We start from the raw sequence: 20,404 nt of genomic DNA, 5'->3' as shown, positions 1-20,404 counted from the left end.
CCCAGGTCAGCAGCGGGACGGCACGGAATAGGATCGGCCCGACGAGAGCCGCCACCGGGGCGGCGCGGAAGTACCGGCGCGAGGTGGTGGCGGTGAGCGAGAGAACGGCGCGAACCGAACGGGCCGAGGCGACCAGGGAGCGGATCCTCTGCACAGCCGAGCGCCTGTTCGCCGAGCACGGCCTGTTCGCCGTCTCCAACCGGCAGGTGAGCGAAGCGGCGGGCCAGGGCAACAACGCGGCCGTCGGCTACCACTTCGGCACCAAGACGGATCTGGTGCGGGCGATCGTGCGCAAGCACGCCGAGGACGTCGAGCGGCTGCGGGTGCGGCTGGTCGAGCAGGCCGGCGACTCCACCGACGTGCGGGACTGGGTCGCGTGCTTCGTCCACCCGTTCACCCGGCACCTCGACGAACTCGGCGCCCCGACCTGGTTCGCCCGGTTCGCCGCCCAGGTCATGACCGACCCCGGTTTCCGCCCGATCATGGTGGAGGAGGCGCTGACCTCGCCCACGCTGCACGAGGTGCTGGCCGGGATGGACCGCTGCCTGCCGGAGCTGCCCGCCGAGGTGCGCGCCGAGCGCTACGACATGGTCCGCCAGCTCATCATGCACATGTGCGCCGAACGCGAGCGCGCCCTCGCCGAAGCGACCCCGACGCCCCGCTCGGGCTGGCACGAGGCGTCCTGCGGCCTGGTCGACGCGATCACCGGCATGTGGCTCGCCCCCGCCACCCCGCCCGCCGACGACGCCGGGGACTGAGCCCGCACCGGCCTTCCGGCCGGCAGCCGCAGATCCGCCGGAGCAGCCACCTCGGCTGTCGTCCTAAGAGGACGGCCGAAACTCGACCTCGCTAAGCGGGCCGGGCTGGAGAAGATCCCGAGGCCAGCTGCTCCTTCGCTCCGAGGAACAGCACCTTGCACGCCGCGAGGAGTTCGGCGGGACGCTGCGGGGTGCCGGTGTTGAGCCAGTCGACGAGCAGGTAGTTCACGCCGCCGACGAGACCCATCGCCGTCGTCCGGTGCAGCGCGGTGACCTCCTCCGAGGCGAGCCACATCTCGGCGACCAGGCCCGCGAACTCGGTCAGCACCGCGTGGCGCCGCACCTCCAGTTCCGGTGAGACGCCGACGACCTCGATGAGCACGATCTTGGCGCGCCGCTCGTCGGCGGTGAGGAAGTCGATGAAGGCGGCCAGGCCGCGGTCGGCGAACTCGGAGCGCGCCACGCCGGCGATCGAGTTCAGCGTCGCCGAGCGCAGGCCGTCGACGAGGTGGTCGTACACGGCGACCAGCGCGGCTTCCCGGCCGCGGAAGGACTCGTAGAAGTACCGCTCGGTCAGCCCGGCCCGGGTGCACACCTGCTTGACCGAGGTCGCCCGGTACCCCTGGGTGCCGAAGAGGTCTTCGGCGGCGTCGAGCAGGGCCGTCCGGCGCTGCCGCGCCCGTTCCGCCGGGGCCAGCCCCGCGTACCGGCGCCCGCCACCGGCGTTCTCCCGCACCATCTCGCCCCTTCCACCGCCGATCGGACTCGGCTAGTCTACCGGCCATCTGACATGACGCCGTGTCAGAATGTGCTCCGACGACCAGGAGGAACCGTGCAGCCGACACCGGCCGGACTGGTCATCGCCGTGACCGGCGCCGCCAGGGGGATCGGGCGCGAGATCGCCCGCGAACTGGCCGCGGCGGGCGCCCGCGTCGCGCTCGGCGACCGCGACCTCGACGCCGCCCGCGACACCGCGCGCGCACTGCCCGGCGACGTCGCCGCGTTCCCCGTGGACGTCACCGACACCCCCTCGTTCACCGCGTTCCTGGACGCGGTCGAGCAGCGCTGGGGCCCGGTCGACGTGCTGGTCAACAACGCGGGCGTGATGTGGGTCGGCCCGTTCGACGAGGAGCCCGAGGACGCCGCGCGGCGCCAGGTGGACGTCAACCTGCTCGGAGTGATCCGCGGGGTCCGGCTCGCCGCGCCCGCGATGCGGGCGCGCGGGCGCGGCCAGATCGTCACCATCGCCTCCGGGGCCGCGAAGCTCGCCCCCGCGGGCGAAGCCACCTACGCGGCCACCAAGCACGCCGTCTACGGGTACCTCAACGCCGTGCGCACCGAGCTGCACGGCAGCGGCGTCCGGCTCTCCGTGGTGCTGCCGGGAGTCGTGGAGACCGAACTCGCCGCCGGGACCGCCACCGGGCCGGTGCGCAGGCTGACCCCCGCGGAGGTCGCGCGCGCCGTGCTCGGCGTCATCCGGCGTCCGCGCTTCGAAGTGGCCCTGCCGCGGCGCATGGGCCTCGCCGCGCGACTCGCGGCGGTGCTGCCGGACCCGGCCCGCTTCCGCCTGCTGCGCACCGCGGTGCCGAACCAGGTCCTGGCCGTCACCGACAAGACGGCCCGGCACAGCTACGAGAACCGTGCCGTCACCGACCCCGATGGGAGCTCCGAACGATGACCGCGAACGTCACCCCGCAGACGGTCCGCCCGATCCCCGAGTTCGACGGCGTGCACGACATCTGGCCGCGCGGCAAGCGCCTGGAAGCGGTGCGCTCGGCGGCCGAGGCCTACCGCGAGCGGTTCGTCCGGCAGGGCACCGTCGCGGGCATCCGCAGCGTCGACATCGCCGCCGCGCCCTACCCCTCCCGGTACGCCTTCCAGGGATACAACCTGTCGATCAACCCGATGATCTCGATCATCAACCGGATGTTCGTGATCCAGTTCGAGGGCTTCGACGGCGAGCTCAAGACGCTCGTGTGGGAACCGACGGTCGCCGCGGGCTCCGCCGAAGCACCGTTCTACGGCAAGCTCCAGAAGATGGCGGGCGACTTCCTCTCCGACAAGGTCTTCGCCAAGTACTACAACGACCCGGACGCCGTGCTGCCCCGCCTGGGCCTGCACAACGACGACGTCGACTACGTGAGCTTCGACCACCTGCACGTCCAGGACGTCCGGATGATCATGGGCAGCGATCAGGTCATCCCCGGCGAGCGGGAACCGCGCGCGCCGCTGTTCCCGAACGGCAAGCTCCTGGTGCACCGCAAGGAACTCGGCACCTTCGAGGCGCCGCACCCGATGCAGTGGGCCTGGTACGTCGACGGCGGCATGGACGGCGTGCCCGCCGAACGGCTCGAAGTCATCGACGGCGACGTCGAGCTCGGCGTCGGCGTCAGCCTGCTGTGGACACCCGGCCACACCGACGGCAACCACTCGCTGGTGGTGAACACGCCCGACGGCGTGTGGGTCTCCTCGGAGAACGGCATGGCCGCCGACAGCTGGCAGCCCGAGCTGTCCAAGATCCCCGGCGTGAAGCAGCAGGCGCGGTTCTTCAACCGGGAAGTGGTGCTCAACGCCAACACCCTGGAGGACTCGCTCGACCAGTACGACTCGATGGTCAAGGAGAAGGCGATGGCGTCGCGCTCGCCGAAGGACTCCCGCTGGCTGCAGATCATCCCGTCCTCGGAGTGCGCCCCCTGGAAGCGCCAGTGGCCGGTCGTCCCGACCTTCACCCACGGCGGCCTCAACTACGGCACCATCACCAAGCCGAGCCGCTGACACCCCCGCGTTCCTGGTGAGCCGCGTTCGTGGTCGTCGTCCTGTCAGCGGCGAAGCCGCTGAGCAGCGACCAGCTTGAGCAAGCCGACCACCCGCGGGTTCTCAGCGGTTTCCTCGCGAGGACGGCTTTTTCCCTCGTGGCGGAGCCACTCGGGAAAAAGCTGTGACACCCGACCAGGGGCGCAGCGAGGAAACCGCTGAGGTTCCGCCACCCGACCCCTACTCAGGCCAGGGCGAAAACCGCCCGTCAGGTTCCGAGGGCCCTCTCGAAGCCGGGCGGGATGACGACGTCGGTGCGGTCCAGTTCGTGGATCGAGGAGCGGCCCAGGCCGAGCAGCGCGGAGTCGATGCCGCCGCGCAGGATGTCCAGGACGTTCTCCACCCCGGCCTGACCGTTCGCGGCCAAGCCCCACAGGTAGGCGCGGCCGATCATGACCGCTTTCGCACCGAGCGCGAGCGCTTTGACGACGTCGCTGCCCCGGCGCACGCCGCCGTCGAGCAGCACTTCCACCTGCCCGCCCACGGCGTCGGCGATGGCGGGTAGCACCCGGATGCTCGCCGGGGTGCCGTCCAGGTTGTTGCCGCCGTGGTTGGACACCGAGATCGCGGTGACTCCGGCGTCCACGGCGCGCTTGGCGTCGTCCACCCGGCACACGCCCTTGAGCAGGAACGGACCGTCCCACTGCTCGCGCATCCAGGCGATGTCGTCCCAGCTCGGCGGCGGCGTCTGCATCCACTGCCCGTAGGCGCCGAAGAACGTCGGGCCCTGCTCGCCGCGCCCGTCCACGTTGGGCACCCGCAGGTCCGGGATCGTGCGGTGCTTGACGAACTCGGCCAACCAGCGCGGATGCCGCAGCGCCTCGGGCGCGTAGCGCAGCATGGTGGCCAGGTTCATGTTCTCCGGGATCGCCGGGCTGCCCCAGTCCCTGCCGTGCGAGAACGACCAGTCCGTGGTCGCGATCATCCCGACCGCACCGGCCTCCTTCGCCCGCTGGGCCCGTCGCGCGATCTCGTCCCGGCCGCCCACCCAGTAGGTCTGGAAGAACGTCTGCGGGTTCGCCGCCACCACGTCTTCGACGGGTTTGCTCGCGAAGCCGCTGAGCCCCATCGCCGTCCCCCGCGCCGCGGCGGCGCGGGCCACCGCGACCTCGCCGTCCGGGTGCACCGCCTGCACGCCCGTCGGCGAGATGACCACCGGCATCGAGATCGGCTGCCCCAGCACGGTGGTGGCCAGGTCCCGCTCGGCGGACAGGCCGGCGACGTGCGGGGCGAATCCCAGCTCGCCGAACGCCGCTCGGTTGTCGGCCAGCGTCGTGCCCTTCTCCGATCCCGCGATCAACGCCCCGTAGACCGACCACGGCAGGCGTTTGCGCGCCCGCCGCTGGGCTTCGGCGACGCTCTCGAACCAACCGTTGCTCATCGCGGATCGCCCCTCGGGTCGGGTGTGACGGCAGCCACGACGTTAATGACATCCGGTGCCAAAATAAACCCTCGCCGCAGCATCGCCCGCACACCAACCGATCAGAGCAACCGACGACCGCGCCTCGTCCCGCACGGCCCCGCCAGCAGCCGGGAGTCGCGTTCGGACCCGCCGCGACGCGGCCCCGCCGGTGGCAGCACCGACGGGGCTCGTGCTGCCGCGGGAGCGCGAGAACACGGCGGTGGTGAACCGCGCGGCGCCCCGCCGTCCACCACCGCCGTGCCGTGGCCAGGTCACATGTTCTCGGCGCCCGATCTGATCGCCTGGCGGATGCGGAAGTAGGTGCCGCACCGGCAGACGTTGCGGATCTCGTCGAGCAGCGCGTCGTCGATCTCGCGGCCTTCGGCGCGCGCCTGGTTCACCTTCGCGACGGCGGCCATGATCTGGCCGGGCTGGCAGTAGCCGCACTGCGCGACGTCGTGTTCCAGCCATGCCTCCTGCATCGGGTGCAGGTCCTTGCCCACGGTGTCGGGCAGGCCTTCGATCGTGGTCACCTCATCGGTCGGTTCGAGGTCGCCGACGGGCACCGCACACGGGTTGAACGCCTTGCCGTTGATGTGCGACGTGCACGCCTTGCAGACGTTGATCCCGCAGCCGTACTTCGGTCCGCGGATGCCGAGCACGTCGCGCAGCACCCAGAGCATGCGCTCCTTGTCGTCGACGTCGACGGTCACCGACTCGCCGTTGACGATGAAGGTGTGTGTGGACATCAGTGCGCTCCCTCGAATCAGAAGGTGTGGGTGAGGCCGTCGGTCGGGGACTCCGGGACCGGCGGGACGAAGGACTTCGGTTCGAAGTGGAGCGGTTCCTTGTGGTTGATCGGGAAGTAGGTCGGCATCTCGCCGACCGCGCGGCCGTAGGCGCACGCCGTCGCCGCGAAGGTCGCCGCGACACCGGCTTCGCCCGCGCCGCCCGGCGGATGCTCGGACGGCATGACGAACACCTGGATGTCGCGCGGGGTGTTCCACTGCCTCGTGTAAGCCGAGTTGTCCCAGCTGGCTTCCAGGAAGTGACCGTCGGCGAGATGGCTGGAGTTGGTCAGGGCCAACGCGATCCCGTCGGAGATGCCGCCCTGCATCTGCGCTTCGACGCCGGTGGGGTTGATGGCCAGGCCGGGGTCGACGGCGAACGTCACCTTGGTGACCAGCGGGCCCGTCCGCGCGTCGCGAATCCGCCGGTTCACGGTCTCCGGCCGGCAGTCGATCTCCACCAAGCAGGCCGTCGCGCCCTTGTACTCCTCGTGGATCGCGATGCCCTGGGCACAGTGCTCCGGCATCCGCTTGCCCCATTCGCCTTCCTCGGCGACCTTCTCCAGCACGCGCCGCACGCGCTCCTCGCGCAGGAAACCCATCCGGAACTCGTAGGGGTCCTTGCCCATGCGCTCGGCGAGCCGGTCGACCACCAGCTCGTTGGCGGCACGCACATCCGGTGAGTAGACGTTGCGCACGGCGCTGGTCGGGAACCGGTCGTGGGCACCGGTCTCCAGGAGCAGCTGATCGACGACGCCGAAGTCGTACGGCAGGTACTGGGTCGTCGTGAAGATCGTCTCGGCGAACGTGAGGTTGCCCGCGACCGGCAGCTTCGCGGCTCCGGCGGTGATCGCCTCACCGAGACCGTGCGTCAGGTCGACGGCCACTCCGGTGTGCCGGTGTTCGTAGGTCAGCACCTGATCGGCGAGCCGGGTGACCCGGATGCGCGAGGTGGTGATCGGGTGCGAGCGGCCCTGGCGGGGTTCGTCGGCGCGGTGCCACATCAGCCGCACCGGCGCCTGGCACGCCTTCGACACGTGCGCGGCTTCCAGCGCCCCGTCGAAGAACAGCTTCCGGCCGAAGGAACCGCCGCCCTCGACCACGTTGAACACGAGCTTGTCGACGGGCAATCCCACCGCGGCGGCGATCTCCTCCCGCGCCGCGATCGGTGACTTCGCGGAGGCCCAGACGGTTCCACCGTCCGCGCGGATGTCGGCGACCGCGCAGTTCGGTTCGAGCGGTGAGCCGCTGCGCGTGTAGAACTCGAAGCCGTAGTCCAACGTCTCGGTCAGCACCGGGACCTGCGGCACCACCATCGGCAGTTCCGCCCCGTGGACTTCGGCCAGGATCGACTCGTCGGACTCGCCCTCGGCCGTGCCGGGGTTCCAATCGACCTGCAGCGCCCGGATGGCGTCGATGCACTGGCCGAAGGTCTGCGCCCGGACGGCGACACCGGTCGGGACCTGTTCGACGTGCGTGACGCCGTTCATGGCCTTGACCTCAGCGGCGTTGCGCACCGCCTTGGGGGTGCCGTGGACCGTCGGCGCACGGCAGATCATCGCGGGCAGCGCGCCGTCGACCGCGAGGTCCATCGCGAACTGCTTCTGGCCGGTGATCGCCGCGCGGGCGTCCTTGCGCGGCTGCGGAGTGCCGACCACGTTGTACTCGGCGACCGGCTTGAGCACGACTTCCCGCGGCGTCGTCCGCGGCACCGCGGCCTTCGACACCAGTTCGCCGTAGGTGACGCTCTTGCCGCCGACGCCGATGATCTCGCCCGCCTTCGCCTGCAGCGCGTCGACGGTGTCGCCGAGCAGGTTCGACGCGGCTTCCAGCAGTGCCCCCTTGGCGATGGCCGCCGCGACCCGGACGGGGGTGTACATCGCGAAGATGGTGTTCGACCCACCGGTGAGCTGGTTGAACAGCAACTCCGGGCGGGCCGGGGCCAGCGATACGTCGACCTTGTCCAGCGGCAGTTCGAGCTCCTCGGCGACGATCATCGCGATCGAGGTGGTGATGCCCTGGCCGACCTCGGCCCGCGGCAGCTCGAACGACGCGGTGCCGTCCTCGTGCACCTCGACGGTGATCAGTTGCGAGGTGGGCAGCGCGGCTGCGCTGAGCACGTCGTTGAGGTCCGCGAGCTCGGCGGGAACGGGCGCGGTGGGTACCGCTGCCGCCGCCTCCGGCGGCGAACCGAGCAGTCCTACGTTGGCCGCGGCGACCAGACCGGAGCCCCCGACCAGGTATCCGAGGAACTTCCGCCTTGCCATGCCCGTTTCCTGCGCGCGGTGCCGTTCTGTTGCACGCTCTGACATTCCGCCTCCCCTAGTGCGCCACGTCACACCGTTGGCGTGGCACCCGCGAGTATCGGCGGCGGATCACTCGCGCGGGTGTTCAAGTTCTGTACAGCGATCAGCGCGTTTCCCGGACCATGGAACGACTTCCGAAAATGCGGGCCACAGTGGATCAAGGCACCGCAAATGCGGATCACGGGAGAATCGGTCCAGCGTCGCGCTCCCCGCCCGCCCCACCGGGCTCCCCCGCCTGCGATGCGAAGAGAACTCCGTTCAAAGTCTGGACAGGTCGAGTTCGCGGCGGTTATTACCTTGTGTGTCGACGAGCACACCGATGCCGCTGTGTGGAGGGACCCGACCAGATGGACCCACGTTGGTGCGTTGGACCTGCGGGCACACGAGTTCGCCAGGACATCGCGATGTCCTGGCGGCGAGTGGAGATGGCCGGGCTCGACCCGTCGGCGGAGTTCAAGACGGTCGCCCACGAGATCGATCCGCGCAGCTCGCTGCTGGTCGGCGCGGCCCCGGTGCTGGAAGATCTGGAGCAGAGCCTGCGGGGGAGCAACTACTCGACCCTGCTGGTGGATCGAGATTGCCGCGTCGTGCGCCGGTGGTTCGACGATCCACGTGTCGAGAGCGGCCTGGACTCGCTCGCCCTCGTTCCGGGAGCCAGTCTCCTCGAGGAGACGATCGGCACCAACGCGCTGGGCACCGCGATGGCCATCCGGCAGGCCATCAGCATCAACGGACGCGAGCACTTCGCGAAGTCCCTGCAAGGTTTCAGCTGCTACGGCCATCCGATCAGGCATCCGCTGACCAAGCGCATCGAAGGAGTCCTCGACATCACGGCGATCACCGACCAGGCCAGCCCCCTGCTGCCGCCGTTGATCTCCCGCGCGGCCCACGACATCGAGCAGCGCCTGCTGGACGGAAGCCGGACCTCGGAGAAGGACCTGCTGCAGGCGTTCCAGGGCGCGGCGGGCCTGCGGCGGCGGGCGATAGTCGCCATCGGTGAGGACATCGTGCTGTCGAACCAGGCGGCCAACGATCTGCTCGGCCCCAGCGATGTCGCGCTGCTGCGCGCCCTCCTGGAAGAGGTGCAGCGCGAAGAGCAGACCTTCGAGCTCACGCTCGAATCAGGCGCCCCCGTCAGCATCGAGATCTCCCGGGTGGGCAACGCCCGCCGCGGCGCGCTGGTGCGGGTGGACCGGGTCAGCGGTGATCGGGCACGGGCCGTGCGGAGTCGCTCCCGGACGCGGCTGGAGGAGGTCGGCGCTCCCCGCCTCATCACCGGAGTCCCGGGAACCGGCCGGTCGACCCGAGCGCGCGAGCTGGCCGCCGAGCAGCCCCCGTTGAGGGTCATGCGGCCGGGCGCGGCCTTGCTGGAAGGGCACGCCGAATGGGCCGCCGAGTTCGAGAGGGCGATGCGCCGTCCGAACGGGACGGTGTGCGTGGACGGCATCGACCTGCTCCCCGACGAATTGCTCGACCTCGTCGTCAACTGGGTCGATCACGACGGCCGACCGGATCTGATGTTCATAGCGGGACCGATCTCAGGGCTCACCGGCCGCGCGGCGGCATTGGCGGGTACGGCGATGATCCGCGAAGAACTCGTGCCGCTTTCGGCCCGGCGCACGGACATTCCCAGCCTGGCCGCGACGATGATGAGCGAGATCGCCCCCGATCGGGCTTTGCACATGACCCCGAGCCTCATCGGAGCACTCGCCGCCCAGTCGTGGCCGGGGAACCTCCGCGAGCTCAAGGCCGTGATCCACCACCTGACGCGGCAACGGTCCGTCGGCGCGCTCACGGTGGCCGATCTTCCCGAGCAGTACCGGGCGACCTCGCCGGAGCACCCGTTGACGGCGTTGGACCAGGCGAAGCGGGACGTGATCGTCACGGCGCTCAAGGCCGCGGACGGCAACAAGGTTCGGGCGGCCGAGCAACTGGGCATGTCGCGCACGACCCTCTACGCGCGCATGAAATCGCTGCGCATCACGACGTACTGACCGAGCGCTCGGTCGCGAACCACCCCGCGCTCCCGAGGACGCGGCCCGTCCCGGTCAACGCGGCGAGCTGATCGTTCCCTCGCAAGTCAACGTCCGCAGCAGCGCCGCCAAGCCACCCGGCGCCCGCCCTCGGGTGCGCCCGCTGGTGCGCACGCGCACGTCGTTCGGTTGGCGCACCGCCGCCCCCGCTTCGGCGAGCTTCAGCCACAGGCCGTGATCTTCGCCGGTGAACACCTCGGGGAAGCCGCCGACGGCGCGGAAGACGTCCGCGCGCACGCCGAGGTTGGCCCCGTAGACGTGGGAATGCGTGAACCGGTCCTCACCGCGTCGGACGTGTTCCTGGTAGCGGTGCTGCGCGCGCACGGTGATCGCGCTGTAGTCCTGCACGTCGGCCCGCCCGGCCACGGCGTCGGCTCCGTCGAACGCGTGCCGCAGGTGGTCGTCGATCCACGTCACCGGCACCGTGCCGTCGGCGTCGGTGTGCAGCAGCCAGAGCCGCTCGGCGCGCACTCGCGGCAGCAGCGCCCTCGCGCACCGGACGCCGAGGTTGCGCACGTCGCCGAGCGGTCGGGGCCGGGCCCTGGGCACGGTCGCGAACCGGTCGAACCCGTCCCCCGCGTCCCGCGCGAGGCGTTCGGTGCCGTCGGTGCAGCGGTCGGCGACCACGCACACCGACACCGGCAGGCGCAGGCGGGAGCGGCGCGCGGCGGCGATGACGCTGCGCACGCAGGCTTCGACGGTCGCCGCCTCGTCGTGCGCCGGAACGACCACCGCGACGGCGTCCACTTCGCCGCTCATCGGCGCCGCAACGCGGAGACGAGGAAGTCGGCGTCGGCGTAGAACGCCACGGGCACCAGCTCCGGATGCGCGTCGAGCCTGCGGTGCACCTCGGGGCCGTCGTGCGGCGCGTCGTGGGCCTGGTGCCGCCAGTGCACCGCCAGCACGTCGCCGCCGGGGCGCAGCGCCCGCAGGCCTTCGCCGATGGTCTCGGTCAGCGCGTCGTCCCCGAGGTAGTAGAGGATCTCGCTCCACACCAGCAGATCCACCTCCGCGCGCCCGAAGCGCCCCGGCAGCGCCCGCTGCTCCACGTGGACCGCAGGGTGGTCGCGGAGCTTGGCGCGGGCCCGCTCCACCGCGGCGCCGTCGGCGTCCGAGGCCAGCACGCGGTCGCAGCGGGAGGCGAGCAACCGCGTGAGCTCACCGGTGCCGCACGCGGGTTCGAGCGCGGTCGCGTACCGGGGTTCGGGCAGGCACGCCACGGCGAGCCGCTGCTTGCGCCGCTCGTACCAGGAGTGCACGTCCCAGGGTTCGGCGTGGGAGTCGTAGAGCTCGGCGAATCGCTCCGGCGGGGTGCCCTGGCGGGGCTGCGCGAACAGCACTTCGCGCTCCCCCGCGAAGTGCGCCAGCACGTCGGCGGGCAGGACGGGGTCTTCCCCGTTCGGCCCGGTCGCGGTCTGCGAGGTGAACGCGGCCAGCCCGGCGGCCTTCCGCTGCCGGTGCACCGGATTCAGCGGCTGCTCCGCCGCATCGCCCCACGGGAAGGCGGGCCCGTCCTTCCAGTGCCACGCCCAGATCGGGTAGCCCCACACCCGCGCCGAGGGCCGCGCCGCGCGGAGGACGGCGCGGCCGATCGCCTGGTGATCGGGGTGCGGATCCCCCGGCCAGGGGACGAGGCAGACGTCGGCATCGACCAGCAGCCCGCGCAGCTGCTCGACCAGGTCGTCCTCGTGCTGCGCGAGCTCCGAGTCGGGAAACCCCAGCCAGCACACCGGCGACTCGTCGATGCCGTGCACCTCCAGCGCGGCGTGCAGCTCCCGGCGCCGGGTGGCGGCGAGTTCCCGGCGCCCCCGTTCGTCGAGCGCGGGGTAGGCCGCCTCCCCATCGGTGGCCACCACGAGGTCCAACCGGGTTCCCTGCTCGCGCAGGACCTGCAGCAGGCCGCCCACGCCGAGGCTCTCGTCATCCGGGTGCGCCGAGACCACCGCGACGCGGCCCCACCCGCCGGTGTCGAGCAGAGGCAGGGCGCGCCCCGGGCCCGCGGTCACGCGTCCGCTCCCGGATCACCGTCGAGCGCCTGCCCGCCCCAGTCGGCGAGCTCGCGTTCCGTGCTGTGCTGGCGCACGTAGACCTGCAGGTCGGCGAGATGCCGGGAGAACCGGGCGTCCCGCGCGAACGCGGCGGGACCGGTGATGCGAGGCGCCAGGTCCAGCGCCCGGCGGGCGGCGTCCTCGGCCGCGCAGCGGCATCGCAGCACCACCGACCGCGCTGCGGGCTCGGCACCCGCGTCGACCTCGTCGGCGGCGCGCGCCAACACCGCGTCGGCCTGCTCCACCACCAACCGCAGCGCCCCCAGGTTCGCCGTCTTGTGCGGATCCGGGCTCGAAGCCCGGAGGTTCGCGACGACCGAGTCCCACAGCCCGAGCACGCCGCCGAACCACACGGCCGCCACTCCGGCGCCGCCGAGCCGGAACCCGGGGCGCTCGGTGTAGAAACCCGGTTCGGCGACCACCGAGTCGTCGGACCACGGCAGGTCGCGCAGCACGACGTCGAGCGTGTCGGACTCGGCCATGCCCGCCGCTCGCCAACTACCGACGACCGGACGCGCGGTGCCGGGTTCGACCGGGAGGTCGAACAGCACGTCGCAGCCCGAATCCTCCGCTGCACCGGGACGAGCCACCAGCAGCGCCCGGTCGACCGCGTTGGCTCCCGAGCACATCGGCACCGTTCCCGTGAGCACGCGGCGCGCGTCGTCGCACCACGCGCCCCGCCCTCCCGCGCGGGAGGCCCACACCCCGTAGACGGCGCCCGGCACCGCTTTCCGCCCGGCCTCGTGCAAGATCGCCACCGCATCGGTGTGCCCTTCCACCAGCCTGGCCAGCGACAGGTCGCGGCGGCCGTGCGCGGCCAGCAACGACCACCGGCGCCGGGTGCCGCCCTCGCCCGGCATCGGGAAGTCGAGATCGCCTTCCGCGACCAGCCGGCGCAGCTCGGTCCCCGGCGGACGATCGAAGGCAGGGACCTCCGCACCGGCCTCCGCCCCGAGCTGCACCATGTCCTCAGCCTCCTCCGCCTCGCCAGCAGTGATGCCCGATCCACGGCGAAATCAAACGCCGCTCCGCGAACGCCGAAGGCCGGGCGCTTTTCGCCACCACCGGGCGAATCGGGGAAAAGGAATCCACCGCGAAATCCGTCACCGCCCGCCTTTTCGGCTCCGACGATCCGGAATAGGAACTCCGCGAACTCCTGCGCGCGGATGCTGCGAACGTGCGAGCCGATGGCACCCCCGAACCCGGCCGTCCACCTCGGACGTGCTCGCGGCCACCCCGCTGCGCGCGAGCGGATCGACGACGAACTCCTCCGGCTCCGTGCAGGAAACGGGTCCGCGGGAGCGATCGAGCGCCACCGACTCGGCCGACGCTCGACGTCCCGACGACTCCCCAGGGTGATCATCACCGTCGAGCCCTGACCAGCCTTCCGAAAAGCGCTGCGAGACCCATCAACGAACGCACGAAAAACCCCCGCCGGCGAAATCACCGACAGGGGTTCTGGTCTTGCAAGAAAATCTGGTGCGCGATACTGGGATTGAACCAGTGACCTCTACCGTGTCAAGGTAGCGCTCTCCCACTGAGCTAATCGCGCGAGGCGGAGGCGGGAATCGAACCCGCGTACAGGGCTTTGCAGGCCCTTGCCTAAGCCACTCGGCCACTCCGCCGCGTTGGGCGCGTCCGGGCCGAACGTCCGGGTGACCGGGTGCCGATACCCGGAAACCCGAGATCGACCCGATCGGTTTCCCAGAGCGGATGACGGGACTCGAACCCGCGACCCTCACCTTGGCAAGGTGATGCGCTACCAGCTGCGCTACATCCGCCTGCACTGCGGTGAATGCTCCGGCTCGGCTCCGGAGTCACCGCTGCGTTGCACAGAGAACTTTAAACCACGCCGCATCCGACGATCAAAGGGGGGTCGATCGCCGGCCCCGCGACCCATGCCGAGCCTGGCCGCAGCGGCGAGGACGGCACGTCAGGACAGGTCGTGCGGCAGCAACCGGGTCAGCGCGTCGTCGACGTTGACCCACAGGTTCTCGTTGCCCGGCACCACGACGTCGTAGGTGCGGTCCAGGAAGTCCGCCAGCTCCTGCGCCGAGGCCTCGAAGACCGCGTGCCCGGACGGCGAGCTGAGCTCGATCGCGACGACCTCGGGGTCGTCGACCGCGGGCCGGATGCTCACATCCCCTTCGCCCGCGTGCGCGATCAGGCCGTCCGCGAGCAGGTCGCGGGCGAACACCCACTCGACCCAACCGGCCCGGCCGGTGCGGAACGCGGCCACCACCGCGTAGGGGTCGCGGGTGTCGTAGCGCAGTTCGACCTGGACGGGCACCGCAGGTGTCTGCGGGGCCAGCAGATCGAACACCGCCGTCGAACGGAGTGTCACGTGATCGTTTCGCATCGTCCTCGCCTTCCTAACTCCCTCCCGGTCCGCTTATCGACCGAGCAACACAGTTGTGACGCCTATGCGGGGTCATATGCTCGCCACCAGGCCCTACATCACCCGGTCGGGGCATACTGAACTTCGTAACGCGATCGGAAAACTGCGCAGCGTGGTCGCATCGCATCCCCCGACCAACATCAGCCCGACTCCCCCGGTACCGGCGTTCGGCTCCGACCGGAGCGAGACCGAGCCATCCCCACAACGCGCCCGACAGCGTCGCTGAACTTTTCCCTTGGCACTGCCGGACACCCATCGAGGATAAGCGATGGACCTGCGTCCATACGGGTTTCAACGGGCGGGGCTGAGACACTCGCCACGAGCATTCGCCGAGACGGACTAACCCCGACATCCGGACGCGCAACCGCACACGCCTGGCCGCCACCCGGTCGAGGAGAGCGGTGCCACAGTGTGACCAGGGTCGAAGGCCCGCACCCGATCTCGGCGCCACAACTGGGAAAAACCGACCCATGACGCACGTCACATTTCGTCCGGCGTCGCAACCCCCTTCCGGGAGTGCTCCACCAGGCCCGCCCCGAGTCGGCCCGTATTCTCTGAACCGTGGCACGGCGCTGCGACGGACCAGCGGGCACGACCCGGCGAACACGCTGATCACAGCGCCGCAGACCCCGGCAGCACCCAGAACGACACGTGGCAGGTGGACCCTGAGCAGGACAGCCGAACCGGGACCGGAGAAGATCGACATGGCCCCGGACGACGACACCCCGCAGCCCCGCCGCAGGTGGCACAGGCTCCGCCGGGGCCTGCGAGCTCGACGCGAACGCATCCGCGCCAACCCCACGCTGAACACGACCTACCGGGTCGCACTCGGCGGGTTCGGCACGATCGTGCTCATCGTCGGCATCATCGCGATCCCGTACCCCGGCCCCGGCTGGCTCATCGTGTTCGCCGGGCTCGGCATCCTCGCCACCGAGTTCCACTGGGCGCACCGCGTCAACATGTTCACCAAGCGCCACTACCGCCGCTGGGTCAACTGGCTCGGCAGGCAGCACTGGACGGTCAAGCTCGGCATCGCCGCCCTGACCGGCGTCATCGTGGTCCTGACGCTCTGGTTGCTCGGCATGTACGCCACGATCGGACACTGGTTCGGAGTGCGCTGGCCGTGGTTGACCTCCCCCCTGTTCGGGCACTGAAAACGGTGTTGTAGAGTTCTCCATGTCGCCGGGAACGGCGGCACCGGGCGATTAGCTCAGGGGGAGAGCGCTTCGTTCACACCGAAGAGGTCACTGGTTCGATCCCAGTATCGCCCACAAGAAAACGGCCAGGTCAGAGCCCCGAAAGGGAATCTCGGACCTGGCCGTTTCGCTTTTTCGGGGTCCGGTCCGCAGTACCGGAATCGCGGCTGCACACGCTCACCTCCCACGGCGACCGCGTCGCGGAACGCGAATCCTGCTGGAGCACAACGGATTCGACCTCGACGGCGTGCGAACGCATGGACACCGGTCGGCGGAACGCGGTCCCAGCACCGGAGATCGGCTGATCCTCAGCCCCTCCCGGTCCTCGCCCGACTCGGAAGCGTTGCGCGGCAAGCGGTCCAAGAAAGTTGACCACCGCACGACCCGGCGTGGTCGACGACCTCCGGCCGAAGTCGCCGCCCCGGCCCGCGCGATCGGCGTAGGCTCGCTGATCGAGTCCGAGGGACGCTGCAGCGGCCGGAGCCCGCCACGCTCGGACTTTCGTTCTCCCCAAGGGCGTCTTCGACGCGGAGGAGACGGCAGTGCCGCAGAACTCGGACCACGCGATCACCTACGCCCCGCCTGGGGCGAGCGATCACGAGGCGCTGCGCGCCATGGCGAGAGCGTCGTTCGCCGCGACGTTCGGGCACCTCTACGACGCCGCGCCGTTCGCCGCCTTCCTCGACCGCGCTTACGGGCCCGGCGGCGACATGCAGCGGGATCTGGCCGACCCGGCGGTCCGCTGGCTGGTGGGGTTCCACCGGCCCGAGCCGATCGGGTACGCCAAGCTCACGCCGCTGCGGGCTCCGGCCCCGGCGCCCTCGCCCGGTGCCGTCGAGTTGCAGCAGATCTACGTGCTGCAGGACTGGCACGGCCGCGGTGTGGCCGCTCGGCTCATGGAGTGGGCGTTGCGCACCGCCGCCGCGGAGCAGGCGCCGGAAATCCACCTCACGGTCTTCGACCACAACGAGCGCGCGAAGCGCTTCTACCGCCGGTACGGCTTCGCCGAGGTCGGACGCTGCACCTTCACCCTCGGCGACCGAGTCGACGACGACCGAACCTGGCGTCGCGCCCTCTGACTCGGACTCCCGGGGTTCAGCAGAGGTCGTAGCGGGGGGTGGTGCGCAGGAGGTGGGACAGGTCGGTGCCGGGGGCGAGGTCGTGCGCCGGGGCGCGGCGGGTGAACAGGCGGGCCGGTTCGGTGCCGCCCAGGTCGGCGCGCTGGTCCCGGACGCGCAGCCACGCGCCCTCGCGGAGGCCGAGCACCGGGACGTCGTTGTGCTCCAGGAACTCGGTGAGGCGTTCGTCGCGCGTCTCGCCGCGGTGCGTGCTCGCCGGGTCCGGCGGCAGGTAGTGCGGGTTGATCTGGAACGGCACCAGGCCGAGCGCGGCGAACGAGGCGGGCTGCACGATCGGCATGTCGTTGCTGGTCCGCAGGCTCGGGCAGGCCGCGTTGGTGCCCGCGCTGGAGCCCAGGTACGGCACGCCGGCGAGCACCGCGCGGCGCAGCGCCCGCACGAGCCCTTGGCGTTGCAGGGTCGCGAGCAGGCGGAACGTGTTGCCGCCGCCCAGGAACACCGCCTCGGCCGATGCGATGGCGCGCACCGGGTCGGCCGCGCGGTGCAGGCCGTCGACCTTGATGCCGATGGAGCTCAGCACCGAGTGCGCGGTGCGCGCGTAGTCGTCGAAGTCGCGGCGGGCGTAGGGCACGAACAACATGCGTTCCCGGCCTGCCATCAGCTCCGTGATCGCGGGCAGCGCGTGCCCGAGGAAACCGGGCGAGGCGTGCACTCGCGAACTCGACAGCAGGAGCAGCTGCACCACGGCTCTCCCTCCCCGCGTCCGTGGACCGCAGCGAACCCTACCGCCGGTGCTGGAACGGGTGGGCCGGGACGGGCAGGATGACCGGCATGGCCGAAGACGACGTGACGATCATCGGCGGCGGCATCGTGGGCTTGGCGACGGCGCACGCGCTGCTGCGGGCTGATCCCGGCAAGCGGATCACGGTGCTGGAGAAGGAATCCGCGGTGGGCTCGCACCAGACCGGCCGCAACTCCGGTGTGCTCCACAGTGGACTCTACTATCCGCCGGGCAGTGCGAAGGCGCGGTTCGCCCGGGCCGGCGCGGAGGAGATGTACCGGTTCTGCGCGGAGCACGGCGTGCCGGTCCGGCGCCTCGGGAAGCTGGTCGTGGCGACCCGCGCCGAGCAGCTCCCCCGGCTGGCCGAGCTCGCCCGGCGCGGCGCGGCCAACGGCGTCCGCCTGTCCGAACTGGACGGTTCGGGGATCGCCGAGCGGGAACCCCGGGTCCGGGGCTTGCGCGCGCTGCTGGTCCCGGACGCGGGCATCACGGACTTCGGCGCGGTGTCCCGGGTGCTCGCCGACCTGCTGGCCGAGCGCGGGGTGGCGGTGCGGCGCGGCACCGAGCTGGTCGCCGCGCGGCGCGACGGGGACGGGCTGGTGCTCACCACCACGACCGGCGAGGTCCGCACCCGGCTGGCTGTGAACTGCGCGGGCCTGCACAGCGACACCGTCGCCGAACTCGCCGGGACCAGGCCCGCCGCCCGGATCCTGCCGTTCCGCGGCGAGTACTACGAGACGACCGCGGCAGCCCACGAACTGGTGCGCGCGCTGGTGTACCCGGTGCCGGACCCGGCGTTCCCGTTCCTCGGCGTGCACTTCACGCGCATGATCGACGGCGGGCTGCACGTGGGCCCGAACGCCGTGCCGGCGCTGGCCCGCGAGGGCTACGACTGGCGGACCTGGTCCGGCCCGCACCTGCGGCGGCTGCTGGGCGACCCCGGCCTGCGCTCGCTGGCGAAGCGGTATTGGCGCACCGGCGCGGCGGAGATCGCGCGCTCGGCCGCCAAGCCGCTGTTCGTCCGAGCCGCCCGCGAGCTGCTGCCCGCGCTGCGCGGTGCCGACCTGGTGCCCGCGGCGGCGGGCGTGCGGGCGCAGGCGGTGCGCCCGGACGGGACCCTCGTCGACGACTTCCTGGTGCACGAGGACGAGCGGTGGATCCACGTCCTCAACGCCCCGTCGCCCGCCGCGACCGCGTCGCTGCGCATCGGCGCCGACATCGCCGAGAGGGTCACCGCCCATCTCGGCTGATGCCGGACGCCGATGCCGCGCGGCCGATCAGTAGTAGCCGCGTTCGCGGTAGTCGCGTTCGCGGTTCTGCGCGGCGTTGATCGCGATGCGGCGCACCACTCCGTGCAGGGCGCTGCTGACGATGGTGACGATCAGCGCGCCCCAGAACGCCGCCCAGAACCCGTCCACGTGGAACGGCAGGTCCAGCTCGCCCGCGACGTAACCGGACAGCCAGAACAGCAGCGCGTTCACCACGAGCCCGAACAGCCCGAGGGTGAGCACGTACAGCAGGCAGCCGAAGGTCTTCGCGATCGGCTTCAGGACGGCGTTGACGACACCGACCACGATCGCGACCACCAGCAGCGTCACGATCTTCGTCCCGGCGTCGGTGCTCGCGTCGCCCAGCTGGATGCCGGGCAGCAGCGTGGTCGCCCACACCGCGACCGCGGTGATCAGGATGTGCAGCAATACCGCCACGAGGTGCCCCTCTCCCAGGTTCGCCGTCGATCTAGTCGGCGAACGGTACCGCTCCGGCGCGAGCCGGGTACGACCCGTCGCACGACCACGAGGAACGCCTGATCAGGCGAACATCTCGTCCGTCAGCTCGCGGATCGCGTCGGCGCGGGCGCGCCGCCCGGCCTGCTCGTAGACCTCCACGAAGCGGAACACCAGGCCTTCGCGCAGCCCCCACGGGCACAGGTCCAGCTCGTCCACGCCGATGGCGCGCAGCAGCGCGTCGGCCGCGACCGCGCCCGCCAGGATGCGCCGGGCACGGCTGCGGGACACGCCGGGCAGCTTGGCCCGCTCGGCCTGGCCGAGCGCGGCGAGTCGCGGGATCCACCGCTTCAGGTTCTCCCGCGCGAGGTGGTCGGGGTGGCGCACCAGGCGCTCGTCCGAGCTCGCGGCGAGCACGGCCAGCTGCCGCAGCACCTTCGACTGGGCGACGGGCTGGCCGAGGTCCAGCTTCCGGAACGGGGTCAGCGCCGGCAGAGCGATGCGCTCGACGGCCGCGCGCAGCGCCTCGACCTGCTCCGCCGGGGGCGGATCGGTGGGCAGGTATTCGCGGGTGAGCCGGGCCGCGCCCATCGGCAGCGACACCACCTGCTCCGGGATCTGCCCGGATCCGGTGGCGACCTCGGCGGTGCCGCCACCGATGTCGACGGTGGTCAGCGGCGTGCCGCACTGGCCGTGCCAGCGGCGGGCGGCGTGGTAGCAGAGCGCGGCCTCGGCATGCGGCGTCATCGACCCGATGCGGGTGCCCGCGGCGGCGGAGAGGCGGTCGCGCAGCTCGGCGCCGTTGGCGGCGTCGCGCACGGCGGCCGTGCCGAACGCCACAAGCGGGCCGGACAGCTCGGACCCGACGGCGCTCATGCAGTCCTCGACGGCGCGCACCGCGCGCGCCATGCCCTGCTCGGTCACGGAGCCGTCGGCGCGGGTGTGCTCGGCGAGGCGGGTGCGCGCCTTGTGGCTCCAGGACGCGCGGGGCAGCCGGCCTCGGTCGAGGTCGACCAGTTCGAGGCGTGCCGCGGTGGAGCCGATATCAAGAAGTCCGAGCCTCATACCACCCTCACG

At 71.3% G+C, this 20,404-nt stretch carries 18 protein-coding genes and 4 tRNA genes; 8 read left to right on the top strand and 14 right to left on the bottom strand.

Features of this window, described 5'->3' with window-relative positions; all coding sequences use genetic code 11:
* Positions 1-92: 92 nt before the first annotated feature.
* A complete protein-coding gene (locus BJ969_RS07330) occupies positions 93-758 on the top strand; it encodes a TetR family transcriptional regulator (protein WP_184478065.1) in 666 nt (221 codons plus the stop codon).
* Between the two features lie 91 nt (positions 759-849).
* Here BJ969_RS07330 and BJ969_RS07325 read toward each other — a convergent pair whose 3' ends face one another.
* On the bottom strand, positions 850-1,497 hold the full coding sequence (locus BJ969_RS07325) for a TetR/AcrR family transcriptional regulator (protein WP_184478064.1): 648 nt from the start codon (positions 1,495-1,497) through the stop codon (positions 850-852).
* Between the two features lie 93 nt (positions 1,498-1,590).
* Between BJ969_RS07325 and BJ969_RS07320 the strand changes: the two genes are divergently transcribed.
* The gene (locus BJ969_RS07320) at positions 1,591-2,436 is read left to right on the top strand and encodes an SDR family oxidoreductase (RefSeq protein ID WP_343071285.1); all 846 of its coding nucleotides are present in this window, start codon (positions 1,591-1,593) and stop codon (positions 2,434-2,436) included.
* Positions 2,433-3,533, top strand: a complete 1,101-nt coding sequence (locus BJ969_RS07315; RefSeq protein WP_184478062.1) for an MBL fold metallo-hydrolase — start codon at positions 2,433-2,435, stop codon at positions 3,531-3,533. The genes BJ969_RS07320 and BJ969_RS07315 overlap by 4 nt, the downstream gene beginning before the upstream one ends.
* Positions 3,534-3,780: 247 nt before the next feature.
* Here BJ969_RS07315 and mftD read toward each other — a convergent pair whose 3' ends face one another.
* The 3 genes from mftD to BJ969_RS07300 form a co-directional block, all read right to left on the bottom strand.
* Complete coding sequence (gene mftD, locus BJ969_RS07310) at positions 3,781-4,953, bottom strand: pre-mycofactocin synthase MftD (RefSeq protein ID WP_184478061.1); 1,173 nt, start codon at positions 4,951-4,953, stop codon at positions 3,781-3,783.
* Between the two features lie 293 nt (positions 4,954-5,246).
* Positions 5,247-5,723 (bottom strand): (2Fe-2S)-binding protein, encoded by a 477-nt coding sequence (locus tag BJ969_RS07305; protein ID WP_184478060.1) that lies wholly within the window; start codon positions 5,721-5,723, stop codon positions 5,247-5,249.
* Positions 5,724-5,740: 17 nt separating this feature from the next.
* Entirely contained in the window at positions 5,741-8,029 is a 2,289-nt protein-coding gene (locus BJ969_RS07300) for a molybdopterin cofactor-binding domain-containing protein (RefSeq protein WP_246456703.1), read from the bottom strand.
* A gap of 443 nt (positions 8,030-8,472) precedes the next feature.
* Here BJ969_RS07300 and BJ969_RS07295 point away from each other — a divergent pair, with 443 nt between their 5' ends.
* The gene (locus BJ969_RS07295) at positions 8,473-10,062 is read left to right on the top strand and encodes a sigma-54-dependent Fis family transcriptional regulator (RefSeq protein ID WP_184478058.1); all 1,590 of its coding nucleotides are present in this window, start codon (positions 8,473-8,475) and stop codon (positions 10,060-10,062) included.
* Positions 10,063-10,116: 54 nt separating this feature from the next.
* Here the strand turns inward: BJ969_RS07295 and BJ969_RS07290 are convergent, their stop codons facing one another.
* The 7 genes from BJ969_RS07290 to BJ969_RS07260 all read right to left on the bottom strand — a co-directional run bounded on the left by BJ969_RS07290 (position 10,117) and on the right by BJ969_RS07260 (position 14,508).
* On the bottom strand, positions 10,117-10,860 hold the full coding sequence (locus BJ969_RS07290; RefSeq protein WP_184478057.1) for a glycosyltransferase family 2 protein: 744 nt from the start codon (positions 10,858-10,860) through the stop codon (positions 10,117-10,119).
* Entirely contained in the window at positions 10,857-12,107 is a 1,251-nt protein-coding gene (locus BJ969_RS07285; RefSeq protein WP_343071284.1) for a PIG-L family deacetylase, read from the bottom strand. The genes BJ969_RS07290 and BJ969_RS07285 overlap by 4 nt, the downstream gene beginning before the upstream one ends.
* Entirely contained in the window at positions 12,104-13,114 is a 1,011-nt protein-coding gene (locus BJ969_RS07280; RefSeq protein ID WP_184478056.1) for an acyl-CoA dehydrogenase family protein, read from the bottom strand. The genes BJ969_RS07285 and BJ969_RS07280 overlap by 4 nt, the downstream gene beginning before the upstream one ends.
* Positions 13,115-13,626: 512 nt before the next feature.
* Positions 13,627-13,701 (bottom strand) — tRNA-Val (locus BJ969_RS07275).
* Position 13,702: 1 nt separating this feature from the next.
* Positions 13,703-13,774, bottom strand: a tRNA-Cys gene (locus BJ969_RS07270).
* Positions 13,775-13,857: 83 nt separating this feature from the next.
* A tRNA-Gly gene (locus BJ969_RS07265) sits at positions 13,858-13,930 on the bottom strand.
* A 152-nt stretch (positions 13,931-14,082) separates the two neighbouring features.
* The gene (locus tag BJ969_RS07260; RefSeq protein WP_184478055.1) at positions 14,083-14,508 is read right to left on the bottom strand and encodes an SsgA family sporulation/cell division regulator; all 426 of its coding nucleotides are present in this window, start codon (positions 14,506-14,508) and stop codon (positions 14,083-14,085) included.
* A gap of 743 nt (positions 14,509-15,251) precedes the next feature.
* Here BJ969_RS07260 and BJ969_RS07255 point away from each other — a divergent pair.
* The 3 genes from BJ969_RS07255 to BJ969_RS07245 all read left to right on the top strand — a co-directional run bounded on the left by BJ969_RS07255 (position 15,252) and on the right by BJ969_RS07245 (position 16,822).
* Positions 15,252-15,701, top strand: coding sequence for a TIGR02611 family protein (locus tag BJ969_RS07255; protein ID WP_184478054.1), 450 nt, complete (start codon positions 15,252-15,254; stop codon positions 15,699-15,701).
* 45 nt (positions 15,702-15,746) lie between these two features.
* Positions 15,747-15,818, top strand: a tRNA-Val gene (locus tag BJ969_RS07250).
* A gap of 467 nt (positions 15,819-16,285) precedes the next feature.
* Positions 16,286-16,822: a GNAT family N-acetyltransferase gene (locus BJ969_RS07245; RefSeq protein WP_184478053.1), complete on the top strand. Its 537-nt coding sequence runs from the start codon at positions 16,286-16,288 to the stop codon at positions 16,820-16,822.
* 16 nt (positions 16,823-16,838) lie between these two features.
* On the opposite strand, the gene pepE is transcribed toward BJ969_RS07245, so the two are convergent.
* Positions 16,839-17,567 carry a dipeptidase PepE gene (gene pepE / locus BJ969_RS07240; protein ID WP_343071283.1) on the bottom strand — a complete coding sequence of 243 codons (729 nt, stop codon included), beginning with the start codon at positions 17,565-17,567 and terminating at the stop codon, positions 16,839-16,841.
* Between the two features lie 86 nt (positions 17,568-17,653).
* Here pepE and lhgO point away from each other — a divergent pair, with 86 nt between their 5' ends.
* The gene (lhgO, locus tag BJ969_RS07235) at positions 17,654-18,853 is read left to right on the top strand and encodes an L-2-hydroxyglutarate oxidase (protein ID WP_343071282.1); all 1,200 of its coding nucleotides are present in this window, start codon (positions 17,654-17,656) and stop codon (positions 18,851-18,853) included.
* 27 nt (positions 18,854-18,880) lie between these two features.
* Here lhgO and BJ969_RS07230 read toward each other — a convergent pair whose 3' ends face one another.
* Both BJ969_RS07230 and BJ969_RS07225 read right to left on the bottom strand, forming a co-directional pair.
* On the bottom strand, positions 18,881-19,309 hold the full coding sequence (locus BJ969_RS07230) for a phage holin family protein (protein ID WP_184478051.1): 429 nt from the start codon (positions 19,307-19,309) through the stop codon (positions 18,881-18,883).
* 102 nt (positions 19,310-19,411) lie between these two features.
* On the bottom strand, positions 19,412-20,392 hold the full coding sequence (locus tag BJ969_RS07225; RefSeq protein WP_184478050.1) for a Ppx/GppA phosphatase family protein: 981 nt from the start codon (positions 20,390-20,392) through the stop codon (positions 19,412-19,414).
* Positions 20,393-20,404 lie beyond the last annotated feature (12 nt).

The sequence above is a fragment of the Saccharopolyspora gloriosae genome (genome assembly GCF_014203325.1).
GTDB lineage: Bacteria > Actinomycetota > Actinomycetes > Mycobacteriales > Pseudonocardiaceae > Saccharopolyspora_C > Saccharopolyspora_C gloriosae.
The sequence above is the reverse complement of the archived record's forward strand: the minus strand, read 5'-3'. Positions and strand labels throughout refer to the sequence as shown.